This window comes from Streptomyces jumonjinensis (assembly GCF_009600885.1).
GTDB classification, from domain to species: domain Bacteria; phylum Actinomycetota; class Actinomycetes; order Streptomycetales; family Streptomycetaceae; genus Streptomyces; species Streptomyces jumonjinensis.
In genome coordinates, this window is record NZ_VCLA01000004.1 from 54,762 (window position 1) to 79,358 (window position 24,597).

A 24,597-nucleotide genomic window follows, 5' to 3' on the forward strand; every position below is an offset into this window, starting at 1 on the left:
ACGTTCCCCTGCCTGCGCCCCGTGATAGAGAAGTGCAGGACTGAGCGACGATCTACTGTTAATCGAGAGCGAGATGACTGCCCTTCAGATCTCGGTTGTCGTGCCGTGCTTCAATGATTCCGAGGCGATCGAAGCCTTTCACTCCGCATTGCTCTCCGCCTTGGAGTCCACTCGCCAGACATTCGAGGTCTGTTATGTGGACGACGGCAGCGGCGACCGGACCAGGGCGCTGCTGAGCGGACTCGCCCGAGCCGATCCGCGCGTCCGCTACACCGCGTTCAGCCGCGCCTTCGGCAAGGAGGCGGCCCTGCTCGCCGGGCTGCGTATGTCCCGGGGACTCGCGGTGGTCGTCATGGACGCCGGGCTGCGGCATCCGCCCGAGCTCGTCCCCCGTATGCTCGCGCTGCACCGGCAGGGCTACGACCAGGTCGTGGCGGAGCGCGACCGTACGGACGACGGCGCCCTGCGCGCCCTGCTCGGCCGCGCCCGCCACCGGCTGATGCGTCATTTCATGGACGTCGACGTCATCGGCGGCTCGGACGACTTCAGACTGCTGTCGCGCCGGGCGGTGGAGAGTGTGCTGTCGCTGCCCGAGAGCAACCGCTACTCCCAGGGGATCTTCTCCTGGATCGGCTTCGAGACGGCCGCCTTCACCTACCGGAGCGGCGAGCGGCCGGCCGGAACGCCGAAACGGAGCGGCGGACGGCTCCTCGACCACGGCATCGACGGAGTGCTCTCCTTCAACAGCCGTCCCCTCCGACTGGCCGTCCACACCGGCCTCTGGATCTTTCTCTCGGCGCTCGGCTACGCCCTGTGGACCCTGGCCGACGTCGCGCTGAACGGCGCCGCCGTCCCCGGTTACGCCACCCTGCTGACCGCCGTCGTCGCGCTGGGCGGAATCCAGCTGGTCACCCTCGGCGTCATCGGCGAGTACGTGGGGCGCATCTACCACGAAGCGAAACACCGCCCGCATTATGTGGTCCGCGAGACGGACGAATCCCGCACGGTGCTTCCGACCCGGGGGCCGCCGCCGCCGATTACCGGGGAGCCCGCCGCAATCGGATCCGGACGCACCCGGACGCTGCGTGAATTCTCTTTCTTTGTGACGGTCGGGTTCGTCAACACCGGCGTCTATCTGGCCGTCTACGCTTCGCTGAACAACTGGACCCCTTATCTGATCGCCCATGTGCTGGGTTACTCGGTCAGCGTCGTGGGGTCGTTTCTCCTCAACTCGTACATCACCTGTAGAACGAAGCCGACCTGGCATGCTTTCCTCCGCTATCCCCTGTCGAGCGTCGTCGGTCTCGTGGCCGCCGGCGGTCTGCTCTATCTCGCCGTCGGCCGACTGGGCATGGACGAGACCACCGCCGCCCTGGCCGCGGGAGTCCTCGTCACACCGATCTCCTTTCTGCTCGCCCGGTGGGCCATCACCTCGGGCGCCGGGTCCGGCGCCGCCTCGGCGGACGGCCGGACGGGCGGGGCCCGGCTCGGACAGCCCGCGGACGAGTCCGACACCGCCTGAGCCCCCCGGCCCCGGCCCCGGCATGCATCCGAACCGTCCCCGGCGCGAAAGGCCCGGGGCGACAGCGAAAGGCGGTGCGGCACATGGTCGCTGACGGATCGAAGGCGGCAACCCGGGAGCAGCCGGACGGCGGCGCCCGGCCGCTCCGGGAGAAGGGAGGGGAGGAAGGGGGCCGGCCCCGGCCCGTGCACTGGGCGGCGGCCCTCGCGCTGCTGCCGCTCGGTCTGCTCGGTGCGGCGGCCTGGTTCGGCCGCTTCGTCCGCCCCGGCGCGGACGACTGGTGCTTTCTGCCCTTCGTACGGGACGAAGGGATCTCCGGGCTGATCGCCAAGTTCTACTTCGTGGACAACGGGCGGATCGCGAACGCCGCGCTGACCGGCCTCTACGCGAAGTTCGACATCCCGGGGCACCAGTGGTTCCCCGTGGTCAGCGGTGCGCTCACGCTGGGCGTCCTCTGGGCCGTCACCGCCTCGGCGCTGCGCGCGGCCGGGCTGAGCGCGCCGCGCGGAGTCCCGCTGCTGCTGGCCGCCATGGTGACGGCGGTCTTCCTCCTCGGGTCCCCCAACACCTACAAGACGTTCTACTGGCCCGCGTCGGCCGTCTCCCACACCGTGGCCCCGGCGCTCCCCCTGGCGGCGGCGATCGTGCTGCTGCGCGCCCGGTCGCGGCGGGGGAGGATCGCGGCCCTGGTCACCGCGGTCATCGCGGGAATCGTCCTCGGCACACTGTCGGAGGAGTCGTCCGTCGTCGCGCTCGTCGTGCTCTCGTCCGCCGTTCTGCTCGGCCGCCAGCTCTTCCCCGAGCACCGGAGGGCCTATGTACGGGCCTGGTGTCTGGCGGGCATCGCCGGGACCGGGATCGGGATCCTGGTGCTGCTCACCTCTCCGGGCTCACGGAACCGCAGGATGCGGTACGACGCGGAGGGCACCTCCATGTTCGCGCCGGAGCAGCTGATCGAATCCCTGCACGCCTTCGCCCGCATCCTGGGGACCCTTCTGACCACCTGGACGTATCTGGGGGCGGTCGCCGCCGGGGTCCTCGCGAGCCTGCTCGTCCGGGGGCCGGTGCGCACCGCGGTCCCGCGTCCGCGCGCTTCCCTGCTGGTCTGCGCCGGAGTGCTCGTCTTCCTGGTCTCCGGCTATCTCTGCACGGTCGTGGCGTTCCCCGCCTTCGGCCCGGGGATCGTGGTCGTCACCCGGTCGTGGAACGACTATCTCCTGCTGTACACGGTGCTGCTCGCCGGCGCGGGCGCGCTGCTGGGGCATGCGCTCCGACGCGGTGAGCGCTCCGGCACGGTGCTGAAGGCGGCCGGTGCGGCGGGGTGCGTGCTCGTGTGCGTCGCGTTCACCCTCTCCCTGAGCCGGCTCGGGGAGGACATGCGGGTACGGGCCGCCGACTGGGACCGTCAGGACCGGTGGATGCGCGCCCAGGCCGCGCTGGGGGCTCGTCAGCTCCCGTACAAGCCGCTGTCGGTCAGCGGAATGGGGGAGCCGTTCGGCAAGCACGGTTCCTGGCCCGCGGATTGCGTCGCCGACTACTACTACGTGGACCGGGTCGTCCGCGGCACAAGACTCCCCTGACCTCTGGGGATCGCCGTCACCGGGGCCGGTCGAGCACATGGTGGATACGGCTGGCGACATGCAGATTGAGACGGGTGTCGACATCGCCGAGGTCATGGCCGGTGACCTCGCGGATTCGCTGAAGGCGGTACCGCACGGTGCTCCGGTGGATACGGAGCGCCTCGGCGGTGGCGTCGTAACTTCCGCCGCTCTCCAGGTAGTACGAGAGGGTGGCGGTGAGCCCGGTGGTGTGGCGGGCGTCGTAGTCCAGCAGGGGGCCGAGCCACTCCCGGACGAAGCGGTCGGCCTCCCGTTCGCCGTCGCCCGCGCCCATCATGCGGCAGAGGCCGAGTTCCTCGAAGCCGGTGCCGCCGTGGGGTTCATGGGATCTGCGCCGTACGGTGAGAGCGCGGACGGCCTCGTCGTAGGAGTGCGGCAGATCCGCGCAGTCCTCGCAGGGGCCGCCGACGCCGACGGCTCCGGCGGCGGTGCCGAGTTCGTCCGAGACCGCCCGGTACAGGGCCTCGCCCCCGGTGTCCCGCCCAGCCAGCAGGGCGACGGCGGTCTCTCCCCGTACTCCGGTGAGCACGTCGAGGCCGAGGCGGCCGGCCGCCCGCTCCACCGCGTCGCCGACCGCCGCCCTCGCGATCGTGCCGGGCCACCGCAGTACGGCGACCCGGTGCGGCCGGTGCAGTTCATGGCCGAGCCCGGCCGCCTGGACGAACACCTCGTCGGTCGCCGTGCCGGAGATCAGCTTCTCGACCAGATCATGGCGCAGCCGAGGCTCCAGCTCGGCGAGTCTGCGCTCATGGGCGAGTTCGGGGGCCAGGACCAGCGCGGTCTGTTCGAGGGCGGACACGTCCGTGTCCGTCGCCCGCGACTCCGGGTCGGCCAGGGAGAGAAGCCCGAGCAGTTCACCGGCCATCGCGATGGGGACGGTCAGCCGGTCCCGGTCGCGGACCGCGCCGGGCCCGCTCCGGACGCGCCGCACCAGTTCCTCTCGGTCGCGGGCCGCCGGCTCGGGGCGCGGCCCGCCGGGGCCGGCCCGGGCGCGGGGATGGCCGCAGAGGTCCTCGGTGCGGGCGGCGAACCCCGTGTGCTCGTACAGGGTCCGCAGGATCGCCTGCTCTCCCCCGCCGGAGGCGGCGGCGCGGGCGAGCGCTTCATGAAAGGCGCTCCGGGCCGCGAGGCGGAAGACGGTGGCGCCGAGGCCGGCGTCGCGTACGGCGCTGAAGGCCCTCGGCGGGGACGGCTCCCCCCGGCACCGGGCGAGCGCGGCGAGGGCCGCGGCGGTCTCCCGGGCGATCAGATCGGCGTCGGCGGTCTGCTGGTCCGAGGGGGCGGCCAGGATCCGTACGACGAGATAGCCGAGACAGCGGTCGCGATGACGGAGCGCGATGGCGCGTATCCAGGGGCCGCCCGGATCGTCGAGGCACCGGCTGTGGCCGTCCAGCGCGCCGATCAGCCGGTCGAGGCGGTCGGCGGCGACCGGCTGCGCCGCTCCGGGGGCGGTGGCGGCGTTCCCGTACCGCCCGCCCGCTCCGGGGGCGGTGGCGGCGTTCCCGTACCGCCCGCTCGTACCGCCGGGCCGGCTCGCGGCCGGGTCCGCCGGGTGGGGGCGCGGGCAGCGCTGGGGCGGACCGTGGTCCAGGGTGTAGGCGGTTTCGGGGACGAAGGGCCCCAGGGCGGCGATGGCCGCCATGGCCGTCCAGAGCATCTCCCGCTCGTCGGAGCGGTCGAGTATCGCCGCGACGAGCCGGGGCACGGCGTGCCGGGCCGCTCCGGGCCGCTGTACCGGGCCGGCGGGCACGGACATCCTGGTGGGGGCTGCGTCCATCGGGATCCATTCGTGGCTCGACACCTGGCTCCGTGCTCCACGCTACGCCGCCCGGCCCGGGCTCTCACCAGCAAGCCGCGCCGCCCTCCTGTCCTCGCGGACGGGTGGGCCGCCGATGTTCGGTCCTGCCGGGCCGAAGAACCGGCCGGATCCCCGTACGACCCTGGCGGGAGGTGCGGCCCGCTGCGGCTGCGCCGTCGAAGCGTGCGCCTGCGACCTGGGCCGGGCCGCCGCGCCGTTCGGTCCGCGTCGCGACGGAGGAGAATCCCATGGCGAAGGCAGTCGGCATCGACCTCGGCACCACCAACTCGGTCATCGCGGCCTGGGAGGGCGGTGAGCCCACCGTGATCCCGAACGCCGAGGGAGCCAGGACGACGCCCTCGGTGGTCGCCTTCTCCGACAGCGGGGAGCGGCTGGTGGGGCAGCTCGCGCGACGGCAGTCGATCCTCAACCCCAAGGGCACCGTCACCTCCGCGAAGCGGTTCATCGGCCGCCGCTACGACGAGGTCCCCGACGAGGCCAAGGCGGTCTCCTTCGATGTGGTGGAGGGGCCGGGCGGGGTGGCCCGCTTCGATGTCCACGGCAAGCAGTACGCCCCGGAGGAGATCAGCGCGCAGGTGCTGCGCAAACTGGCCGAGGACGCCGGGAAGTCGCTGGGCGAGCGGGTGACCGAGGCCGTGATCACCGTGCCCGCCTACTTCAACGACGCGCAGCGGCAGGCGACCAAGGACGCGGGGAGGATCGCGGGTCTGGAGGTGCTGCGGATCATCAACGAGCCGACCGCCGCGGCGCTGGCCTACGGCCTGGACAAGAAGGGGCATGAAACCGTGCTCGTCTTCGACCTCGGCGGCGGCACCTTCGACGTGAGCATTCTGGACGTGGGCGACGGCGTGGTGGAGGTGCGCTCCACGGCCGGCGACTCCCATCTCGGCGGCGACGACTTCGACCGCCGGCTGGTGGACTATCTCGCGGACGGGTTCCAGAAGGCCGAGGGAATCGATCTGCGTAAGGACCCGCAGGCCCTTCAGCGCCTGTTCGAGGCGGCCGAGAAGGCGAAGACCGAGCTGAGTTCGGTCACCCAGACCCAGGTGAGTCTGCCGTTCGTCACCGCGGACGCCGCCGGGCCGAAGCATCTGACCGAGACGATCCGCCGCTCCACCTTCGACGAGATCACCGGCGATCTGGTGGAGCGCTGTCTGGAGCCGGTCAAGCAGGCGATGAGCGATGCGAAGATCACCGAGAACGACGTCGACGAGGTCATCCTGGTCGGCGGCTCGACCCGGATCCCGGCCGTGCAGACGCTGGTACGGCGTCTGACGGGCGGCAAGGACCCCAATATGAGCGTCAACCCGGACGAGGTGGTGGCCCTGGGCGCCGCCGTCCAGGCCGGCGTCCTCAAGGGCGAGGTCAAGGACGTTCTGCTGCTGGACGTCACCCCGCTCTCGCTGGGGGTGGAGACGGCGGGCGGCGTGATGACCAGGATCATCGAACGGAACACCACCATCCCCGCCCGCCGCGCGGAGGTCTTCTCCACCGCGGAGGACAACCAGCCCGCCGTGGATATCGTCGTGCTCCAGGGCGAGCGCGAACTGGCCGCCGACAACCGGGTGCTGGGCCGCTTCCGGCTGGAGAGCCTGCGGCCCGCTCCGCGCGGGGAGACCCGGATCGAGGTCACCTTCGACATCGACGCCAATGGAATCCTCAAGGTCGGCGCCAAGGACAAGGACACGGCCGCCGAACAGTCGATCACGATCAGCGAGGGGTCCAACCTCGATCCGGCCGAGGTCGAGCGGATGATCGACGAGGCGGAGCGGAACCGCGAATCCGACCAGGCCCTGCGCGAGGCCGTCGACGCGCGCAACGAGCTCGACGCCGTCGCCTACCAGGTGGAGCGCCGGCTCGGCGAACTCGGCGACGCCGCGCCCCAGCACGAGCGGGCCCGCGCCGAGCTGCTCGTCGACGAGGCGCGCACCGCCGTCAAGGAGGAGGCCCCGGCCGACCGCGCCCGCTCCCTCGGCTCCGAGCTCCAGCAGATCCACGCGGCGCTGGCCGCGCACACCGGAGGGGCGGCGGGGCCGGGGACCAGTGAAGCGCAGTCCGGCGGCGCCCGGACGGACGCGTCACCGGGCGGCGACGACGATGTCATCGACGCCGAGTTCGACCGCGGCTGAGGCGGCGCCATGTCCGAGCAGAGCCGGGCCCACTCCGCCGGGTCCACTCCCCCGCCCGAGGGACCGGAGCAGCACGGCACACCACCCGGCGGGACGCCGCCCGCACCGGAGCCGGAGAGCACACCACCCGGCGGGACGCCGACCGCGCCGGAGCGGGAGAGCACACCACCCGGCGGTCCGGCACCGGCACCGGCACCGGCACCGGACGCCGAGGAGCTGACGGACCGGTGGCGCCGCGCCCTCGCCGACCTCGACAACCTCCGCAAGCGGCACGCCCGCGACCGGCCCCGGGAGCTGGAGGCCGAGCGCGCCCGGGTCGCCGCCGCCTGGCTCCCGGTGCTCGACCACCTCGAACTCGCCCTCAGCCACGCCGAAGCGGACCCGGCGACGATCGTCCGCGGCGTCGAGGCCGTACGCGATCAGGCCGTGGAAGTGCTCCGCGGGCTCGGCTATCCCCGCCACGACGAGACCGGCGTCCCCTTCGACCCGCTGCGGCACGAGGTGGTGTCGGTGGCCGACGCCTCCGACCCGGCCACCGCCCCGGGCACCGTCGTCCAGGTGGTGCGCCCCGGCTACGGCGAGCCCGGCCGGCAGCTGCGGCCCGCGGCGGTGGCCGTCACCCGGAAGCCCGGGTGAGACCGCCGTGGCCCGCGACTACTACGACGTGCTCGGCGTCCCCCGTACCGCCGACGCCGCCGAGATCCAGCAGGCGTTCCGTACCCTGGCCCGCCGCCACCACCCGGACATCAACCGCGATCCGGCCGCCGAGGAGCGCTTCAAGGAGATCAACGAGGCGTACGGAGTCCTCGCCGACCCGGACACCCGGGCCCGGTACGACCGCTTCGGCGCGGACTTCCGGCAGATCCCGGAGGACTACGACGAGCGCGTCGCCGCCGCCCAGGGCTTCGGCACAGGCGGCGCGTACGGAGACGGTCCCTTCCGGGGCGGCGGTCCCTTCCGGGGCGGCCGGGGCCGGACCGGACCGGCCGCGGAGGGCTGGACGACGGCCGGCTTCGACACGTCCGGCGTCGACTTCGAGGACCTCTTCGGCGGGATGTTCGGCGGCCGGGCGGGCCGGGCGGGCCGGGGCGGCGGGCCGGCGCCCGGCGCGGACCAGGAGGCCGAGCTCACCCTCACCGTGGAGGAGGCCTACCGCGGCGGTCGCCGGAAGATCACCCTCGGCGGGCCCGGCGGGGAACGCGGCTATGACGTGAACATCCCGGCCGGGGTGATCGACGGCCAGCGCATCCGGCTCGCGGGCGAAGGCGGCCGGGGGCACGGCCCCGGCTCCGCCGGGGACCTCTATCTCGTGGTCAGGATCGCCCCGCACCCCCGCTACCGGCTCACCGGCCGCGATGTCCACGTCGATCTGCCGGTCACCCCCTGGGAAGCGGCGCTGGGCGCGACCGTGCCGGTCAGCGGCCCCGGCGGCACCGCCAAGGTCCAGGTGCCCCCGGGCACCTCCACCGGCCGCCGGCTGCGGCTGCGCGGCCAGGGGATGCCCCACCCCAAGGGCTCCCCCGGCGACCTCTACGCCGAGATCCGGGTGATGGTGCCCGCCGCGCCGAGCGGGCGTGAACGCGAGCTGTTCGAGGAGCTGGCCGCCGTCTCGACCTTCGATCCGAGAAGCCCGAGGAACCCGAAGAACCCGAGAACCCGAGAAGCCGAGAGCCCGAGGAACCCGAGGAAGCAGCCATGAGAGTCGATGAGCCGCCCCCGGCCGGAAGGGCCACCGGGGCAGGAGCCGCTCCCGGCGCCCGCCGGTACCCGCTGGTGCGGATCCACCGGACCGGCCCCTACCGGCTGCCGCTCGCCGGCGTCGCCCGGCGCAGCGGACTGCCGCCCGACATGGTCCGCCGCTTCGTCGCGCTCGGGCTGGTGGACGCCGAGCGGGACGCCGCCGGGCGGCTGTGGTTCCGTACGACCGCCCCGTCCGCCCTCGCACGGGCGCAGCGGCTACGGGCCGGGCTCTGCCTCAACTACGCGGCCGTCGGGGTCGTCCTGGATCTGCTCGACCGGATCGAACGTCTGGAGACCGCGCTGCGGCAGCGGGAACGCGCCGCCGAGGAGCGAACGCCATGGACATGAACCGCCTCACCCAGAAGTCGCAGGAAGCCCTCCAGGAAGCGCAGAGCACAGCGGTACGGCTGGGGCAGAACGAGGTCGACGGGGAGCATCTGCTGCTCGCCCTGCTCGATCAGACCGACGGGCTGACGGCCCGGCTGCTGACCGCCGCCGGGGCCGACACGGACGCGCTGCGCCGCACCGTCGAGAGCGATCTGGCGGGGCGTGCGCGCACCACCGGCCCCGGGGCCGCCCCCGGCCAGGTGATGGTGACCCAGCGGCTGGCCCGGCTGCTCGACACGGCGGAGCGGGAGGCGAGACGGCTCAAGGACGAGTACGTCTCCACCGAGCATCTGGTCCTCGCCCTGGTGGACGAGGGCCCGGCCGGCGCCGCCGGGCGGCGGCTCGCCGAGCAGCGGGTCACCCGGGACTCCTTCCTCACCGCCCTCACCGGGGTGCGCGGGAACCAGCGGGTGGTCTCCCCCCATCCGGAAGCCGTCTACGAGGCCCTGGAGAAGTACGGCCGCGATCTGGTCGTGGAGGCCCGTACCGGCCGTCTCGACCCGGTGATCGGCCGGGACGCCGAGATCCGCCGGGTGATCCAGATCCTCAGCCGCAAGACCAAGAACAACCCCGTGCTGATCGGCGAGCCGGGCGTCGGCAAGACCGCCATCGTGGAGGGGCTGGCCCAGCGGATCGTCCGCGGCGATGTGCCGGAGGGGCTGCGCGACAAGACCGTGTTCTCGCTCGATCTGAGCGCGCTGGTGGCCGGGGCCAAGTACCGCGGTGAGTTCGAGGAACGGCTCAAGGCCGTGCTGGCGGAGGTCAAGAGCGCCGAGGGCGGCATCCTGCTCTTCGTGGACGAGCTGCACACCGTCGTCGGGGCCGGCGCCGCCGAAGGCGCGATGGACGCCGGCAATATGCTCAAGCCGATGCTGGCCCGCGGCGAGCTCCATATGATCGGCGCCACCACCCTGGACGAGTACCGCAAGCACATCGAGTCCGACGCCGCTCTCGAACGCCGTTTCCAGACCGTGCTGGTGGACGAGCCGACCGTCGAGGACGCGATCTCCATTCTGCGCGGCATCCGCGAACGTCTGGAGATTTTCCACGGAGTCAAGATCCAGGACGGTGCGCTGGTCGCCGCCGCCGAGCTCAGCCACCGCTACATCACCGACCGCTTCCTGCCCGACAAGGCCATCGACCTGGTGGACGAGGCGTGCGCCCGGCTCCGTACCGAGATCGACTCCATGCCGGCCGAGCTGGACGAGCTCACCCGCCGGGCGACCCGGCTGGAGATCGAGGAGGCGGCGCTGGCCGAGGAGACCGATCCGGCCAGCCGGACCCGGCTGGAGGATCTCCGCCGCGAACTGGCCGATCTGCGGGGCGAGGCGGACGCCAAGCACGCGCAGTGGGAGTCCGAGCGGCAGGCCATCCGCCGGGTCCAGGAGCTGCGCCAGGAGCTGGAAGGCGCCCGGCAGGAGGCCGAGGAGGCCGAGCGCGCCTACGATCTCAACCGCGCCGCCCAGCTCCGCTACGGCACCGTCGCCGAGCTGGAGCGCCGTCTCGCGGCCGAGGAGGAGCAGCTCGCCGTCCGGCAGGGCGAGACCCGGCTGCTGCGCGAAGTGGTCACGGCGGAGGAGATCGCCGAGATCGTCTCCGCGTGGACCGGCATCCCCGTCACCCGGCTCCAGGAGGGCGAGCGGCAGAAGCTGCTCCGCCTGGACGAGATCCTGCGGGAGCGCGTCATCGGTCAGGACGAGGCCGTCCAGCTGGTCGCCGACGCGGTGATCCGGGCCCGTTCGGGGGTGCGCGACCCGCGCCGGCCGATCGGGTCGTTCATCTTCCTGGGTCCCACCGGCGTCGGTAAGACCGAGCTGGCCAAGACCCTGGCCGCCGCGCTGTTCGACAGCGAGAGCAATATGATCCGGCTCGATATGAGCGAGTACCAGGAACGGCACACGGTCAGCCGGCTGGTCGGAGCGCCTCCCGGCTATGTGGGCTACGAGGAGGGCGGCCAGCTCACCGAGGCGGTGCGCCGCAAACCGTACTCCGTCGTCCTCTTCGACGAGATCGAGAAGGCGCACGCCGATGTCTTCAACACCCTGCTCCAGGTGCTGGACGACGGCCGGATCACCGATGCCCAGGGCCGTACGGTCGACTTCCGCAACACCGTCGTCATCATGACCTCCAACCTCGGCTCGCAGTATCTGCTCGACGACGCCACCGCGGGCGGCGAGATCAAACCCGAGGTACGGGATCTGGTGCTGGGCGAGCTGAACAGCCACTTCCGGCCCGAGTTCCTCAACCGGGTCGACGACATCGTGCTCTTCCACCCGCTCGGTCTCGCGCAGATCGAGCGCATCGTGGATCTGCTCCTCGACGAGCTGCGCCGCCGTCTCGCCGATCAGCGCATCGCCCTGGCCCTCACCGAGCCGGCCCGCGCTCTGATCGCGAGCGAGGGATACGACCCGGTCTACGGAGCCCGGCCGCTGCGGCGTTTCATCTCGCACGAGGTCGAGACCCGGATCGGCCGTGCGCTGCTCAGCGGCGAGGCGCACGAGGATGGGACGGTCCTGGTCGACGCCGAGGAGGGCGAGCTGACCGTCGCCTTCCGGGACGGCCCTCAGGACACGTCATGAGCGCCGCCCCCGAGGGCGGCGGCCGTACGGTCCGCCGCGCCGAACGCGGCGGGACCGACCCGCTCGCGGATCAGCCGACCACACCCCGGAGGACGCGATGACCGCTTCGAACGACCCGCATCTGGCCCTGGTCCGGCCTGTCGTCCCCCGCACCCCGGAGGGGTGCGAGGACTGTCTGCGCGAGGGAACGGTCTGGGTCCATCTCCGGCTCTGTCTCACCTGCGGGCACGTCGGCTGCTGCGACTCCTCCCCGATGCGCCACGCGCGCGGCCACGCCGCCGGCGCCGGGCACCCCATCATCCGGTCCTTCGAACCGGGGGAGGAATGGCGCTGGTGCTTCGTCCACGAGGCGATGGTCTGAGCCGGCAGCCCCGAGGCGGTGGTCCGAGCCCGCAGCGGCGAGACGGTCCGGACGGCCGCTCAGTCGCGGCCGGGGCCGGCCCCGGCCCCGGCGAGCGCCGTGCCGAGGAGTACGTACGCGAGGAGTGCGGGAATCGGCATGTGTCCGCCCGCCCGGTCGATGTCGTCGATGAAGTATCCGGAGATCAGCAGCCAGCCGAACCCGCCGCCGAGGACGAGAAGTGCGGCGCCCTTCTCCCGGGTCAGCCGCAGCCCGGCCCAGAGCAGCAGTGGCATGAGGATCCAGGAGGCGGCCGTGACGAGGGCGAACTCGAAGCCGCCGGCGAGGATCGTGTTCGGGGAGTCGGCTCTCGCGTCGCGGGCCCACCCGTATCCGGCGTACATGAGGGAGTGGCAGACCGCGGTCGCGCCGGCGGTGACGAGGGCGCCTTTGACGAGTCGTGCGGAGTTCATGGTGAATCCTAGGCCGGGATGAGGCGGTTGGCCCCAGCGCACAGGCGCTGGGGCCAACCGGTCAGCTGTGGACGTGACCACAGGGTGGTCTGTCCGGGGTTACTGCAGGGCACGCTCCAGCGCGTCGGCGTAGAGGCGGGCGCCCGCGATCTTCGGGTGGAACGACTTCATCGACGGCTTCGGGGCGTCCTCGTCCGCCTCGGCGCGGCCGGTGAGGACGATACCGTTGATCGACTCGGGGTCACCGCAGATCGCCTTGCCCAGGAAGTCCGGGCCGGGGTCGGCGTACTTGGCCCCGACGGACGCGGCGGCGTTGCCCATCTCCGTGCTCAGGTGCGGGGCGACCACGTCGTTCAGCCACGGCGCCTCCCCGGTCCCGATGCCCGGGATGCACTGGCCGTTCTTGGACAGCAGCGCCGGGTAGCCCACGAGGACGACCTTGGCCTTCGGCGCACGGGCCTTGATCTCGTTGAGGACCTTCACGATGCGCGGCTTGACCTGATCGGTGATCCAGCCGGGCATGAAGTCCTTCAGCGGCCCGGTCATCTGACCGGGCAACTTGTTGCCGGTGTCCGGGTCGGACTTCTCGAACTCGGCGTCCTGGCACATCTTCAGACCGGCCATGATGATGCATTCCGTGATCACATCGGTGAACAGGCTGTCGTTACCGCCGATGGCGATGGTGACGAGGTCCGTGTTGTTGTCGAGGTAACCGAGGTCCATCTGCGGCATGGCGTTGCTGTACTGCGTCTTGCCGCCCGACCAGATGTTGTAGGTACGGGCGCCGGAGCAGGCGATGAAGCTCAGATCGACGTCACCGTAGGCGTCCGAGATGGCGCCGATCGACTGGGACTTGCCGGGCAGGGTCGCCTGCCGGATCCAGGCGTGCTTCGAGCGGTGGCACTTGTTGGCCACCTCCGTGCCGCCGAGGGTCTCCTTGTAGTCCGTCTCGCGGAAGTAGTCCTTGCCGTCCGCCACATCGGCGCCCTCACCGGAGGCGAAGGAGTCGCCCATGCCGACCACCGAGGTCGGCTTCGAGCTCAGCGACTGGAACGCGACGGCGTCCCAGGCGATGTCCACGCCCACGTTCTCTTCGGTGATGTTGGACAGGGCCACCGACGGGGTTCCGGTGAAGTTGAAGACACCGAGCGACCGCCACTCATTGCTGCGGATGCGCTGCGGGGCGACCCGCTCCCTGGAGGTGGAGTCGGTGCCGGACACGGTGTACTTCGCGTGCTGCGAGCGGGCCGCGACGTTCGGCATGTGGACCAGGACCCGGGTCCAGCCCTTGACGGTGCTGGGGCCGGTCCAGGTGCCGGTGACCTTCAGCCGGCTGGCCTCCGGGGAGGCGGCCTTGTGGGTGGTGGAGAACCACATGTGGTTTCCGTAACCCACACCGAGCTGATGGGTGTCCATTCTCGCCGAGGGCGAGACGAAGTCGAACTTGAACGATCCGGACGTCTGCGCGGTGTCCGAACAGCGCCTGAAGTCAGCGCCCGCGACCCGCTGGCCGCTGTTCACGTTGTCGACGATCGCCGTCCCGATCGGGAGTCCGGAGTTGCACCGGGGCGGGTGCGAGTTGCCGTCCGCCTCTTCCGGATAGGTGCTGTTGAAGCGGAAGAGCTCGAAGCCGCACATCGAGCTCTCGCACTTCTTCCACTCGACCTTCGCGTTCCACCAGCACTTCCAGTCCGTGCGCTGGCACGGGCCCGTCGCCGGGGAGTCGTTGGACGCGCCGTCCTGGATCTTCATCGGGTCGCATTCGTTGGACCCGTTGCAGAACAGCCCGACCGGGGGCTTGGCGAGAGTGCGGTAGCCGGGCGTGGTCCACCAGGCGGCACGGTAGGCGTGGATGAGCTTGCCCGGCTCCTCAAGGGCCTCCAGCGGGCGCGCGGCCCAGCCGATGACCTTCTCGGGGTACGGCCAGAACTGCGGCTTGGCGGCGTGGGAGTAGTCGTCGCCGCCCGCGGGGCCCTCCAGGAACGGAGTGCGGTTGGGCTTGTAGGTGGGGTTGGCCGGGTTGTTGGCCCAGCCCACGCCCCACTTGCCGCCGTTCTTGGTCGCGTCGGCCTGGGGGTAGAAGCCCGAGTTGTAGGCCCACAGGGCGAAGAACCAGTTCTCGATGCTCTTCGGGTCGCCGTTGTTGACGGTCATCCCGGCGCCGCGGGTCTGGTTCCACTTCTCGGCGAGGATGTTCACGCCGGCCGCGACGTTCGCGGTGTAGTCCAGCGCCACGGCCTCCTGGTACGCACGCGGCTTGGACGGCCTGACGGTGCCGTTCTCGTACGGCTTGTTCGGCAGGCGCATGCCGTCGGTGACCTGCGTGATGCCGTAACCGCAGTCAGCGGCCTTCCAGTTGATGAGCCACGGGTCGCTCACCTGGCCGTGCTCGTTGTGCTTGATGCCGTAGTAGTTGCCGATGAGGCTGTTGGCGGTGGTGCCCGGCGCGGCGAAGCGGGTCGCCTGCCACATGTTGGACTCCTGGGCGGTGATGCCGAGGAAGACCTGAGCCGGGATGCGTCCGCCGCCGGAGAGAGCGGTCAGACCGCCGGAGAGGGCCTGGGGCGAGTAGGCGCCCATGCCCATGTTCTTCCAGTTGGCCGGCCGGGAGACCTTGGCGTCCAGGGTGCCCTCGATGGCCCGGTTGACGGCCCACTCGATCTGGCGCGGCTTCGGCTGGAACGCCTGCTTCTGCGGGTTGCCACGCTCCACCGAGCAGGTGCGCTCCGCCTCGGGCTCGGCGATGTTCAGCCGCGCGGACTTGCCGCCGGCCGTGCTGTCGCCGCCGCCGGGGGTGGCGCCGAGGGACGGGGAGCGGTCCTGACCCTTCGTCGGGTCGGAGCTGAGCGTGTCGGCGGACGGAGTGGCCTCCAGCACCGAGTCACGACCGGTGGGCAGGTGCCGCATCTCGATGCGGGCCGTGCGCGTCGTGTCGTACTCGGAGGGGCGGACACGGGTGTCCTTGCCGTCGGCCCAGGTGCTGCTCACCGTGGCACGGGCCTTGGTGGACGCGATGGCGTCCTTGTCGACGCCGCCCGGGTTCCGCACGCTCGCGGGCAGGGTTCCGACGCTCTTCGCCTGACCGGTGACGATCGCGGTTCCGTCCGCGGCACGGGTGAGGTCGACGGAGGTCAGATCGCCCTGGGCGACCGTACGGGCCTTGGCGGCCTTGTCCTTGACCTGTCCGCCGGTCAGATACTTGACCTTGGCGATCTGGCCGGCGGACGCGGCCTCGGCGGCGCTCGCACCGGCGAGGGCCCTCGGGGTCTTCGCGGCCGGGGCGTCCTGCTTGCGGTCGAGGAAGGCGAGACCGCCGTCCTTGGTGACGGACAGGCTGAAGGGGACGTTGTCGGTCCGCGTGATCAGCTGGGACTTGCCGTCCTTGCCGACGCGCACGATCCCGTTGCCCTGCGCGGCGACGATGCCGTTGCGGGTGGGGACCGCGGAGGTGATCTGGCCCTTCACCTTGACGGGCTTGGCCGTCTTGCCGGTGCGGGCGTCGACGGTGATCAGCCGTGTCTCGTTCTTCTTCGACGTCTTCTCGTCGGTGAACTGCGACAGGACCGCCTGCTCGCCGTCGCCGCAGCCGGGCGAGAAGTAGGCGAGGCTCGCCTGGTACGGCAGCTTCTTGACCGCGCCCGTGTTCAGGTCGACAGTGGCCGTGAACGCGCCACGGGCCATCAGGTCCTGCTTGTTGGTGAACGTACGGGGCGCGTAGGCGACCACGGCGCGGTCACCGGACGCGGTGACACAGGCGTTGCCGATCCAGGTGTCCGTGTCGAAGAAACCCGGCTCGGCGAGGGTCGCGGCGGTCTTCCAGCGGTAGCCGTCGGACTCGTCGGCGACCAGCAGGTGGAAGCCCGTGGCGTCACCGCTGGTGGTCCACGCGGTGTCGCGGGACTTGGTGTAGCCGGAGCCGAGCCTCTCGCCCCGGGCCTTGGCGGGAACCCGGTCCTTGTGGCCGTCCTTGTCCGCCCGCACGCCGGGCTCCGAGGCGCTGGACCAGCCCTCGGCGGCCTCCGGCGGCGGTGTCGGACCCTGCGCGGCGGAAGCGGATGAGACGGTTCCGATCGCTATCGCGGTCGCGATGAAACAACTGAGGGGAACCCGAGCGGCGTTGAGACCGCCGGTTCGTCTGGTTCGTCTGGTTCTTCTCAAAGCGTTGCTTTCCTTTGGTATGCTTTTAGTAGCCCCGGATGCTGACGCAAACATGAGCATGAGCACAGCGATGCCCTGCCTCGGAACGCCCAAGAGGCAGCACTGCAGCACAGATCGAGCATCGGCGCAGGCTGGGCTCCCTGCGGGACATCGACGCCACGTGATGTGAAGGTACACACATCCCTTCGGCCAACGCTAGGTGATCAACGGTAACGACCGGTGAACTCCCCTGCCCCTGACCTGCAGTTCACTCCGGCTCTTTGTGATGGCAAGCAGAAAATGAGCCATCTCGCACCTGGGTACGCCACCCCCTTCCGGCACCCGCTCCCCCTCCGAACGACGCGGGGGCTCCAAGGGGGGTATGGGGTAGGCGCGTTCTGACCATCTCCGCGGGAGCGCGTCTTCACCGATGGGTTTCGGCCGATACATGACACGAGTACACGGCCATCGGCGAATCTGCGCCATGGCGATCATCACGACCCGATCGTCCGACCGGAATCCAGGACTCCGGGACTGTGGGACTCCGGTGGCGCCCGGCGGGCCGGCACCGGCTCGGGGTGAGCCGTCGAACGCCCCGACCGAGCGCGAGACCGCGGTCAGGGGTGCGGTGAACGCCGGAGCCGGCGGGCTGCCTCTGGCGCGCGGCCTGGAGCGCGGCCGCACGGCCCAGGGCGACCAGCACTGAGGCGGGGAGCAGATCCTCGATCTGCTCCCCGCCTGGGACCACACGGCTCCGGGACTCCGCCGCCGGGCCCCTGCTTCGGCGCGCTCAACCCGCGAAGCGGGCCATCCACGCCTCGACCTCGTCCGACGACCGCGGCAGGCCGGCCGACAGGTTCTGGTGACCGTCCTCGGTGACGACCAGGTCGTCCTCGATCCGGACGCCGATGCCGCGCCACTCCTCGGGCACGGTCAGGTCGTCCGGCTGGAAGTACAGGCCGGGCTCGACGGTGAGCACCATGCCCGGCTCCAGCACGCCGTCGACGTACTCCTCGTTCCGGGCCTGCGCGCAGTCGTGGACGTCCAGACCGAGCATGTGACCGGTGCCGGCCATGGTGAAGCGGCGCTGGAGGCCGAGTTCGTACGCGCGGTCGGCCGGGCCCTCGATGAAGCCCCATTCGACCAGCCTGGCCGCAAGCGAGCGCTGGGACGCCTCGTGGAAGTCGCGGTACGCCGCGCCCGGCTTGACGGCGGCCATGCCGGCTTCCTGAGCCTCGTACACCGCGTCGTAGACCTTGCGCTGCAGAGGCGTGAAGGTCCCGCTGATCGGAAGCGTGCGCGTGACGTCGGCGGTGTAGAGGGTGTGCGTCTCCACGCCGGCGTCGAGCAGCAGCAGCTCCCCCGGGCGCACCGGGCCGTCGTTGTCCTCCCAGTGCATGATCGTGGCGTGCTCGCCCGCGGCGCAGATCGAGCCGTAGCCGACGGAGTTGCCCTCAAGGCGCGCGCGGCGGAAGAACGTGCCCTCGATCCACCGCTCGGACGACGCGATCGCCCCGGAGAGCTCGCCGATCACATCGGTGAATCCGCGCACGGTGGAGTCCACGGCCTTGCGGAGTTCGCCGATCTCCCAGTCGTCTTTGACGAGGCGGAGGTCGCTGAGCGCCTCTTCCAGTTCGTCGTCGCGCTCCTCCTCGGTGGTGACGGCGGCTTCCAGGGACGGGGCGATGCCGCGGACTATCCGGGTCGGCGCACCGGAGGCGGCGGCCAGGTCGTCGGCGGCCGTGCGGACGTCGCGACAGGGCAGACCGAGCACGAGCTCCGACTCGGCGAGGGAGCGGCGGCGGCCCATCCACAGCTCCGCCGTGGGGCCGGTCCAGAATTCGTCGTCGTCCCTGCCGTCCCGCGGCAGCTGGTAGCAGTAGGCGTCATGGCCGCCGTCCGCACGGGGTTCGAGGACGAGAGCGCCGTCCCGGGCCTGGTCTCCGGTCATGTGCACATAGCCCGTGTACGGCCGGAACGGGTAGCTGCTGTCGTTCGAACGGACTTTGAGGCTCCCCGAGGGAACCACCAGGCGTTCGCCCGGAAAGCGCGCGGAGAGCGCGGCGCGGCGGCGGGCCGCGTACGGAGCCTGCTCGGCGAGCCGCAGATCGTGCCGCTCGGTGTCCGCCCAACCCGTCCGCATCAGGGCGGACAGCTCCTCGGAGATCCCTGAGTAGAGACCGTTCTTTCGGCCTTTCGCCACGTCGTACACCTTCCCTGAGTGGGTTCGTCACGGCGAGGGAGAGGGGGAGCCGTAGGGACCGGCTTCCTCCCGGTGCGGCTCGGACGCCCTCGCCGCCGCCGGTCGTCGGCGGCCTTCGGACGGTATCCCGCACCGCGCCCGCCCGGCGCCGAAGAGTGCCACTGGCATAGATCGGCCACACCGTGACCGGCGGCGTCGATAATGGGGCGTATGACGAACGAGAGACTCGGCGAGGCCCTCCGGCTCCTGGGGCTCGACCAGGCGGCGGCCCGGGTCTATCTGACGCTTCTCGAACTGGCCCCCGCCCCGCTGAGCGAGATCGCCGGCGCGGCCGGTATGGGCGGTGCGGAGCTCGCCACGGCGTACGGCGCACTGGTCGACGCCGGTCTGGCCAGTGCCGCCGAGGAGAGCGGGGACATGGTCGCCCCGGTTCCGCCCACCGCCGGTCTGGAGATCCTCGCCCGGCACCGGGCGGCCGAGGTCGAGGAGTCGCGCCTCGCCGTCGGAGGCGCGTTCGAGTCGTTCCGGCGGCAGCGGCTCGCCGCGTACACCGATGATCTCGTCGAGGTCGTCACCGGCGACACCATCGGCCCCAGGATTCGTCAGGCCTGGGCGAGCGCCCGCGAACAGATCCGGCAGTTCGAGTCGCCGCCGTACTTCCCCTTGCCCGGCGCCACGGACGACGCGCTGGCGACGCTCGCCCGCGGTGTGACGCAGCGTGTCGTGTACTCGCGGGAGTCGCTGGAGCATCCGGGCCATCTGAGGGAAGTGATCGAACCGTGCGTCAAGGCCGGCGAGCAGGCCAGGGTACTGCCGTCGGTACCGGTGAAACTCGTGATCATCGACGAGGCGTACGCGCTGGTCTCGCTGTCGATCAAGGAGGCTGACGTGCACAACTCCATGCTGGTCGTGCAGCCGTGCGGTCTGCTCTCCGCGCTCATGGCGCTGTTCGAGCAGTCCTGGCGGAACGCCCTGCCGTTCCCGGGCCGCACCACCCGCCCGGGCGGACTGCCATCCGCCGACCGGCGCCTGCTGTGGCTCCTCGCGGGCGGCGCGAGCGACGACGTCATCGCCCGCGAGATGGGTATCAGCCGCCGCACGCTGTTCCGGCGCCTCCAGATCCTGATGGCCCGGTCGGGCGCGACGAACCGCTTTCAGCTGGCCTTGCAGGCACAGCGCAACGGATGGTTGTGACCGGCGCGCTGAAGGCCATGACGACGGGGGTCGGCCTTCCCTAGGAGGCCCTGCCCGTCCTGGACCCGCCGGTCCCCAACTGGTCCCCGAGAAAAACCGAAAGGCGGCACCGGATTTCTCCGATACCGCCTACGACCCGCGAAAACGCTGGTCGGGACGACAGGATTTGAACCTGCGACCCCTTGACCCCCAGTCAAGTGCGCTACCAAGCTGCGCCACGTCCCGGTCGCGCGCCCTGTTGGGCTCAGGCCCGGCGCGCAGAAGAAACTTTACCCCACTCGCGGGGCTCTCCGGACCGCCTGCCTGCGGTCATCCGGGCGCGTCGGCGAGAATCGGAGGGTGAGCACAGCACCGCGAGACCGTGACGCCGCAGGCCGGGCGCGCAGCGCGCGCCCCCGGGACGGGCTCGGGCGACCGCTGCCCTATGGCTCGCCCGGGGTGGAGCGGCAGCCCGAGGGGGTGGTGCGCTCTCCCGGGGACACCCTGGCCGAGGCGCAGGGGCTGCTGGACGCGGGCAGACCGTTCCACGCCCATGAGGTCTTCGAGGACGCGTGGAAGTCCGGTCCGGAGCCGGAGCGCGAGCTGTGGCGGGGGCTGGCGCAGCTCGCGGTCGGGCTCACCCATGCCGCGCGCGGCAACGCCAAGGGCGGCGCGCGGCTGCTGCTGCGCGGTGCGGACCGGATCGCGGAGTACCGGGATCCGTACGGCATCGATGTCGCCGGGCTCGTGGCGTGGGCGCGCTCGCTCGCCGCCCGTGTCGGCGGCGAGACGGCGGAGGGGGAGCTCCGGGGCGGCGTCCCTGCTCCGGTGGACGCGCGGGCGGAGGCGCCGCGGCTAACCGGCTAGCAGCAGGACGACCTCCAGCTTGCGCGGCCCGTGGACGCCTTCGACCCGGTCGAGTTCGATGTCGCTGGTGGCGGAGGGCCCCGAGATCCAGGTGAGCGGGCGGGTCGGATCGATCCGCGGCAGGGCCAGCGGCACGGAGGCGACGATCTGCCCGGGGGCCCGCACGACGCAGACATGCAGATCGGGTACGAGGGTCAGGGCCCGCCGCCCCTGGCCCTCCCCCGCGTCGAGCACGATCGTGCCGGTCTCCGCGATCGCCAGTGCGCAGCCGCTGATGACGGCGTCGGTCGCGGCCAGCTCCCGGGCGCTCAGCGGCCCTTCGTCGCCGCGCGCCTCGGCGTCGGTCGCGCCGAGCCATTCCCGGGGCAGTCCGTCCGGCACGGCGACCGAGCGCGCGCCGTGCTTCTCCAGCACATCGGCGATCAGCCGGGGCAGCCCGGCCGCTGTGATGCGGTGCACGGTCGCCCGGTAGTCGGTCAGATTCCGGTGCAGCAGATCGAGGGCGGCGGCCGGGTCGTCGGGGATATGGCTGACGAGATAGTCGCGGGTGGGGGCCGGGGCGTCGTCGGCCTCCGCGACGGCGGCCCGGATCCGGGCGAGGATCCGCTCCCGCGACGACGGTGAGGAGGACGAGGAGGGCGAGGAGGGTGGGGTCACGGTCATCGGCGGTTCCTCCGCCACCAGTCGCGGAACGACCGCGCGGGCAGTTCGGGGAGCTCCCGCCCGCCGGTCCAGGCCCCGGCGCCCGGCGGGCTCTTCGGATGGAGTGCACGGGTCGCCGTGAGCAGCTTCTCGCCCGCCGCCAGCGCGCCGGGACGGTTGAGCACCCAGCCAGCCGCCGTGATCGCTGCCTTCTCCATCCGGTGTCCCTTGCCGCCCTGCGCCGCGACGCCCTCGCGCAGATGGAGGAGGACCTCGGGGATGTCGATGGCGACCGGGCACACCTCGTAGCACGCGCCGCAGAGCGTGGAGGCGTACGGCAGTGAGGCGTCGATCTCGCTCTGGATGCCGCGCAGCTGGGGGGTGAGGATGGCGCCGATCGGGCCGGGGTAGACCGAGCCGTACGCATGGCCCCCGGCGCGTTCGTACACCGGGCAGACGTTGAGACAGGCGGAGCAGCGGATGCAGCGCAGGGCCTGCCGGCCGGTCGCGTCGGCGAGGACTTCGGTGCGTCCGTTGTCGAGCAGCACCAGATGGAAGGCGCGCGGGCCGTCGCCGTCCGTGGTGCCGGTCCACATGGAGGTGTACGGGTTCATCCGCTCGGCGGTCGAGGAGCGGGGCAGCGTCTGGAGGAAGACTTCGAGATCGCGCCAGGTCGGCACCGTCTTCTCGATGCCCACGACGGAGATCAGCGTCTCGGGCAGGGTCAGGCACATCCGGCCGTTGCCCTCGGACTCGAAGACGATGAGGGTTCCGGTCTCGGCGACCATGAAGTTGGCGCCGGAGACGGCGACTCTCGCACGCAGGAACTTCTCCCGGAGGTGGAGTCTGGCGGCCTCCGCGAGATCGGCGGGGTCGTCGGTGAGCCCGTCTCGTGCGGCCCTGCCCCAGTTGCCCATCTCCGCCCGGAAGATGTCCCGGATCTCGCCACGGTTGCGGTGGATGGCCGGGACGAGGATATGCGAGGGCCGGTCGTCTCCGAGCTGCACGATGAGCTCGGCGAGGTCGGTCTCGTACACGGAGACGCCCTCGGCCGCGAGCGCCTCGTTCAGCCCGATCTCCTGGGTCGCCATCGACTTGACCTTGACGACCTCGCGTTCTCCGGTGGCCTTCACCAGATCGGCGACGATCCGGTTGGCGTCGTCGGCGTCGGCGGCCCAGTGCACCGTGCCCCCGGCGGCGGTGACGGCGGACTCCAGCTGCTCCAGATAGCGGTCGAGATGGCGGAGGGTGTGGTCCTTGATCTGCCGTCCGGCCTCGCGCAACCGGTCCCAGTCCGCCAGTTCGGCGACGGCCACGGCGCGTCTGTCCCGGATGGTGTGGGTGGCGTGCCGCAGATTGGCGCGGAGGGTCGCGTTGTGGACGGCGGCTCCGGCGGCCTCGGGGAACGGCGGGAACGAGGGCATTCCGAGATGGGTCCGGCTCATCCTCAGGGCTCCTGGGCGTAGGGGTGTTCCTCGGTCGCGCCGAGGATCTCCGCGATGTGCAGCGGGCGCAGCGGGGCGTCCTGGCGCCGGATGATGCCGCCCAGGTGCATCAGACAGGAGTTGTCCGCTCCGCAGAGCACGGCGGCCCCGGTGCCGGCCGCGTTGCGGATCTTGTCGCGGCCCATGGCGAGGGAGACCTCGGCGTTCTTGACGGCGAAGGTCCCCCCGAAGCCGCAGCACTCCTCGGCGCCGGGCAGCTCCCGCAGTTCGAGTCCCCTGACGGCCTGGAGCAGCCGGCGCGGCCGGTCGCCGAGCCGGAGATTGCGCAGCCCGTGGCAGGAGGGGTGGTAGGTGACGGTGTACGGGAACCAGGCGCCGACGTCGGTGACGCCGAGGACGTCGACGACGAACTCGGTGAGTTCGTAGGTGCGGGGTCCGAGGGCGCTCTCGCCGAAGGCGGGGTAGTGGTCGCGCACCATGGCCGCGCACGATCCGGAGGGGGTGACGATGTACTCGTATCCCGCGAAGGCCCGCGCGGTGCGCCGTACGAGGGGTTCGGCCTGGGCCCGGTAGCCGGTGTTGAACTGGGGCTGTCCGCAGCAGGTCTGCGCCCGGGGGAAGTCGACCTCCACGCCGAGCCGCTCCAGCAGTCCGACGGTCGCGATGCCGGTGGACGGGTACACCGCGTCGTTGACGCAGGTGACGAAGAGTGCGACACGCATGGTCGGAGGATATTCCCCGGGCACGGCCCCGGATAGGGAGCGCGGCGGGGGCCGCGGATGGGGCGTACGGGTGGGGGGCCGCGGGTGTGGCGTACGGGAGGGGGGACGGCGGCGCCGGGCGTCCCGGGTGAGCGGGCTCGGGTCTGTCGTGGGGGCGGAGTTGCCCGTAGATTGCTGATCATCTCGACGGAGTGATCGATAGTGATCGATGCGGAGGAAGCCGTGGACTGGGGGACCCTCGTCGCAACGGTCAGCGGCGGTGTCATAGCGATGTCCGGCACCGTGCTCGCGGACCATCTGCGCAGTCGTCATGAGGACAGCCGTGGTGTCGTGGACCGGCGGCGGGCGGTGTACATCGAGTTCATCAGTGCGGCCGGGGTGTGTCACGCCCGGCTGCGGGGCATAGCCCAGGATCCGCGGGCGGAGCCGGATCCCGCGTCGGCCGCTCGCGCGGCCCTGCGGGACGCGGGGATCCAGGAGGTGCGCGAGAGGCTGTACATCGATGCCAGCACGGCGGTCGCCGGCGCCGGGCAGACGATGTTCGAACGGCTTCGGGTGCTTCAGCACACCGTCGGGGCGGGTGCGTCGCACTCCTCGCCGGAGTTCCACCGGGACTACCACCCGTATCTCGGCGCGGTGTGGGCCTACCGGGTCGCGGTGCGGAAGGAGCTGGAGGATCAGTCCCTGTCGCCGTCTGCTTTCGGCTGGGAGGAGTGGGACGGCAGGGACCGGTGCCCGCTCTGCCGGGCGGCCCTGACGCCTGGCGGCTAGGGAGTGTCGTCGAAGTCCCGTCGCACTGG

Annotated in this window: 18 protein-coding genes and 1 tRNA gene; 11 read left to right on the forward strand and 8 right to left on the reverse strand. The window is 71.5% G+C overall.

The annotated features are described in order from the left end of the window. Positions 1–73 precede the first annotated feature (73 nt). Positions 74–1,522 carry a glycosyltransferase gene (locus tag FF041_RS00635; protein ID WP_153520527.1) on the forward strand — a complete coding sequence of 483 codons (1,449 nt, stop codon included), beginning with the start codon at positions 74–76 and terminating at the stop codon, positions 1,520–1,522. Positions 1,523–1,605: 83 nt separating this feature from the next. Beyond that, positions 1,606–3,102, forward strand: a complete 1,497-nt coding sequence (locus tag FF041_RS00640; protein ID WP_153520528.1) for a DUF6056 family protein — start codon at positions 1,606–1,608, stop codon at positions 3,100–3,102. A gap of 16 nt (positions 3,103–3,118) precedes the next feature. Here the strand turns inward: FF041_RS00640 and FF041_RS39975 are convergent, their stop codons facing one another. Continuing rightward, positions 3,119–4,918 (reverse strand): PucR family transcriptional regulator, encoded by a 1,800-nt coding sequence (locus tag FF041_RS39975; RefSeq protein ID WP_153520529.1) that lies wholly within the window; start codon positions 4,916–4,918, stop codon positions 3,119–3,121. A 269-nt stretch (positions 4,919–5,187) separates the two neighbouring features. Here FF041_RS39975 and dnaK point away from each other — a divergent pair, with 269 nt between their 5' ends. The 6 genes from dnaK (at position 5,188) to FF041_RS00675 (ending at position 12,156) form a co-directional block, all read left to right on the forward strand. Next, on the forward strand, positions 5,188–7,089 hold the full coding sequence (gene dnaK / locus FF041_RS00650) for a molecular chaperone DnaK (protein ID WP_153520530.1): 1,902 nt from the start codon (positions 5,188–5,190) through the stop codon (positions 7,087–7,089). 9 nt (positions 7,090–7,098) lie between these two features. Further along, positions 7,099–7,725, forward strand: coding sequence for a nucleotide exchange factor GrpE (locus tag FF041_RS00655; RefSeq protein ID WP_153520531.1), 627 nt, complete (start codon positions 7,099–7,101; stop codon positions 7,723–7,725). A gap of 7 nt (positions 7,726–7,732) precedes the next feature. Continuing rightward, positions 7,733–8,788: a J domain-containing protein gene (locus FF041_RS00660; RefSeq protein WP_323390864.1), complete on the forward strand. Its 1,056-nt coding sequence runs from the start codon at positions 7,733–7,735 to the stop codon at positions 8,786–8,788. Continuing rightward, the gene (locus FF041_RS00665) at positions 8,785–9,177 is read left to right on the forward strand and encodes a chaperone modulator CbpM (RefSeq protein ID WP_153520532.1); all 393 of its coding nucleotides are present in this window, start codon (positions 8,785–8,787) and stop codon (positions 9,175–9,177) included. The genes FF041_RS00660 and FF041_RS00665 overlap by 4 nt, the downstream gene beginning before the upstream one ends. Then, on the forward strand, positions 9,168–11,795 hold the full coding sequence (clpB, locus tag FF041_RS00670; protein WP_153520533.1) for an ATP-dependent chaperone ClpB: 2,628 nt from the start codon (positions 9,168–9,170) through the stop codon (positions 11,793–11,795). Before FF041_RS00665 ends, clpB begins: the two co-directional genes overlap by 10 nt. Before the next feature lie 97 nt (positions 11,796–11,892). Beyond that, entirely contained in the window at positions 11,893–12,156 is a 264-nt protein-coding gene (locus FF041_RS00675; RefSeq protein WP_153520534.1) for a UBP-type zinc finger domain-containing protein, read from the forward strand. A gap of 59 nt (positions 12,157–12,215) precedes the next feature. Here FF041_RS00675 and FF041_RS00680 read toward each other — a convergent pair whose 3' ends face one another. The 3 genes from FF041_RS00680 to FF041_RS00690 form a co-directional block, all read right to left on the reverse strand. Next, positions 12,216–12,608, reverse strand: coding sequence for a hypothetical protein (locus FF041_RS00680; RefSeq protein ID WP_153520535.1), 393 nt, complete (start codon positions 12,606–12,608; stop codon positions 12,216–12,218). A 99-nt stretch (positions 12,609–12,707) separates the two neighbouring features. Continuing rightward, positions 12,708–16,589: a NocE gene (locus FF041_RS00685; RefSeq protein ID WP_323390867.1), complete on the reverse strand. Its 3,882-nt coding sequence runs from the start codon at positions 16,587–16,589 to the stop codon at positions 12,708–12,710. Between the two features lie 946 nt (positions 16,590–17,535). Beyond that, the gene (locus FF041_RS00690) at positions 17,536–18,948 is read right to left on the reverse strand and encodes an aminopeptidase P family protein (RefSeq protein WP_323390869.1); all 1,413 of its coding nucleotides are present in this window, start codon (positions 18,946–18,948) and stop codon (positions 17,536–17,538) included. A gap of 210 nt (positions 18,949–19,158) precedes the next feature. Here FF041_RS00690 and FF041_RS00695 point away from each other — a divergent pair, with 210 nt between their 5' ends. Next, positions 19,159–20,142: a helix-turn-helix domain-containing protein gene (locus FF041_RS00695; RefSeq protein ID WP_194291884.1), complete on the forward strand. Its 984-nt coding sequence runs from the start codon at positions 19,159–19,161 to the stop codon at positions 20,140–20,142. Positions 20,143–20,290: 148 nt separating this feature from the next. On the opposite strand, the gene FF041_RS00700 is transcribed toward FF041_RS00695, so the two are convergent. Then, positions 20,291–20,367 (reverse strand) — tRNA-Pro (locus FF041_RS00700). Positions 20,368–20,481: 114 nt separating this feature from the next. Between FF041_RS00700 and FF041_RS00705 the strand changes: the two genes are divergently transcribed. Further along, positions 20,482–20,988, forward strand: a complete 507-nt coding sequence (locus tag FF041_RS00705) for a DUF309 domain-containing protein (protein WP_323390870.1) — start codon at positions 20,482–20,484, stop codon at positions 20,986–20,988. Here FF041_RS00705 and FF041_RS00710 read toward each other — a convergent pair. Genes FF041_RS00710 through FF041_RS00720 form a run of 3 tightly spaced genes read right to left on the reverse strand, consistent with a single transcriptional unit; the run spans position 20,977 to position 23,797 of the window. Then, the gene (locus tag FF041_RS00710; protein ID WP_153520539.1) at positions 20,977–21,651 is read right to left on the reverse strand and encodes a LutC/YkgG family protein; all 675 of its coding nucleotides are present in this window, start codon (positions 21,649–21,651) and stop codon (positions 20,977–20,979) included. The genes FF041_RS00705 and FF041_RS00710 overlap by 12 nt on opposite strands. Beyond that, positions 21,648–23,075 (reverse strand): lactate utilization protein B, encoded by a 1,428-nt coding sequence (locus FF041_RS00715; protein WP_153520540.1) that lies wholly within the window; start codon positions 23,073–23,075, stop codon positions 21,648–21,650. The genes FF041_RS00710 and FF041_RS00715 overlap by 4 nt, the downstream gene beginning before the upstream one ends. A 2-nt stretch (positions 23,076–23,077) precedes the next feature. Next, a complete protein-coding gene (locus FF041_RS00720; RefSeq protein ID WP_153520541.1) occupies positions 23,078–23,797 on the reverse strand; it encodes a (Fe-S)-binding protein in 720 nt (239 codons plus the stop codon). Positions 23,798–23,998: 201 nt separating this feature from the next. Here FF041_RS00720 and FF041_RS00725 point away from each other — a divergent pair, with 201 nt between their 5' ends. Next, positions 23,999–24,568 carry a CchlQ gene (locus tag FF041_RS00725; protein WP_323371939.1) on the forward strand — a complete coding sequence of 190 codons (570 nt, stop codon included), beginning with the start codon at positions 23,999–24,001 and terminating at the stop codon, positions 24,566–24,568. The last annotated feature ends 29 nt before the right edge of the window (positions 24,569–24,597 follow it).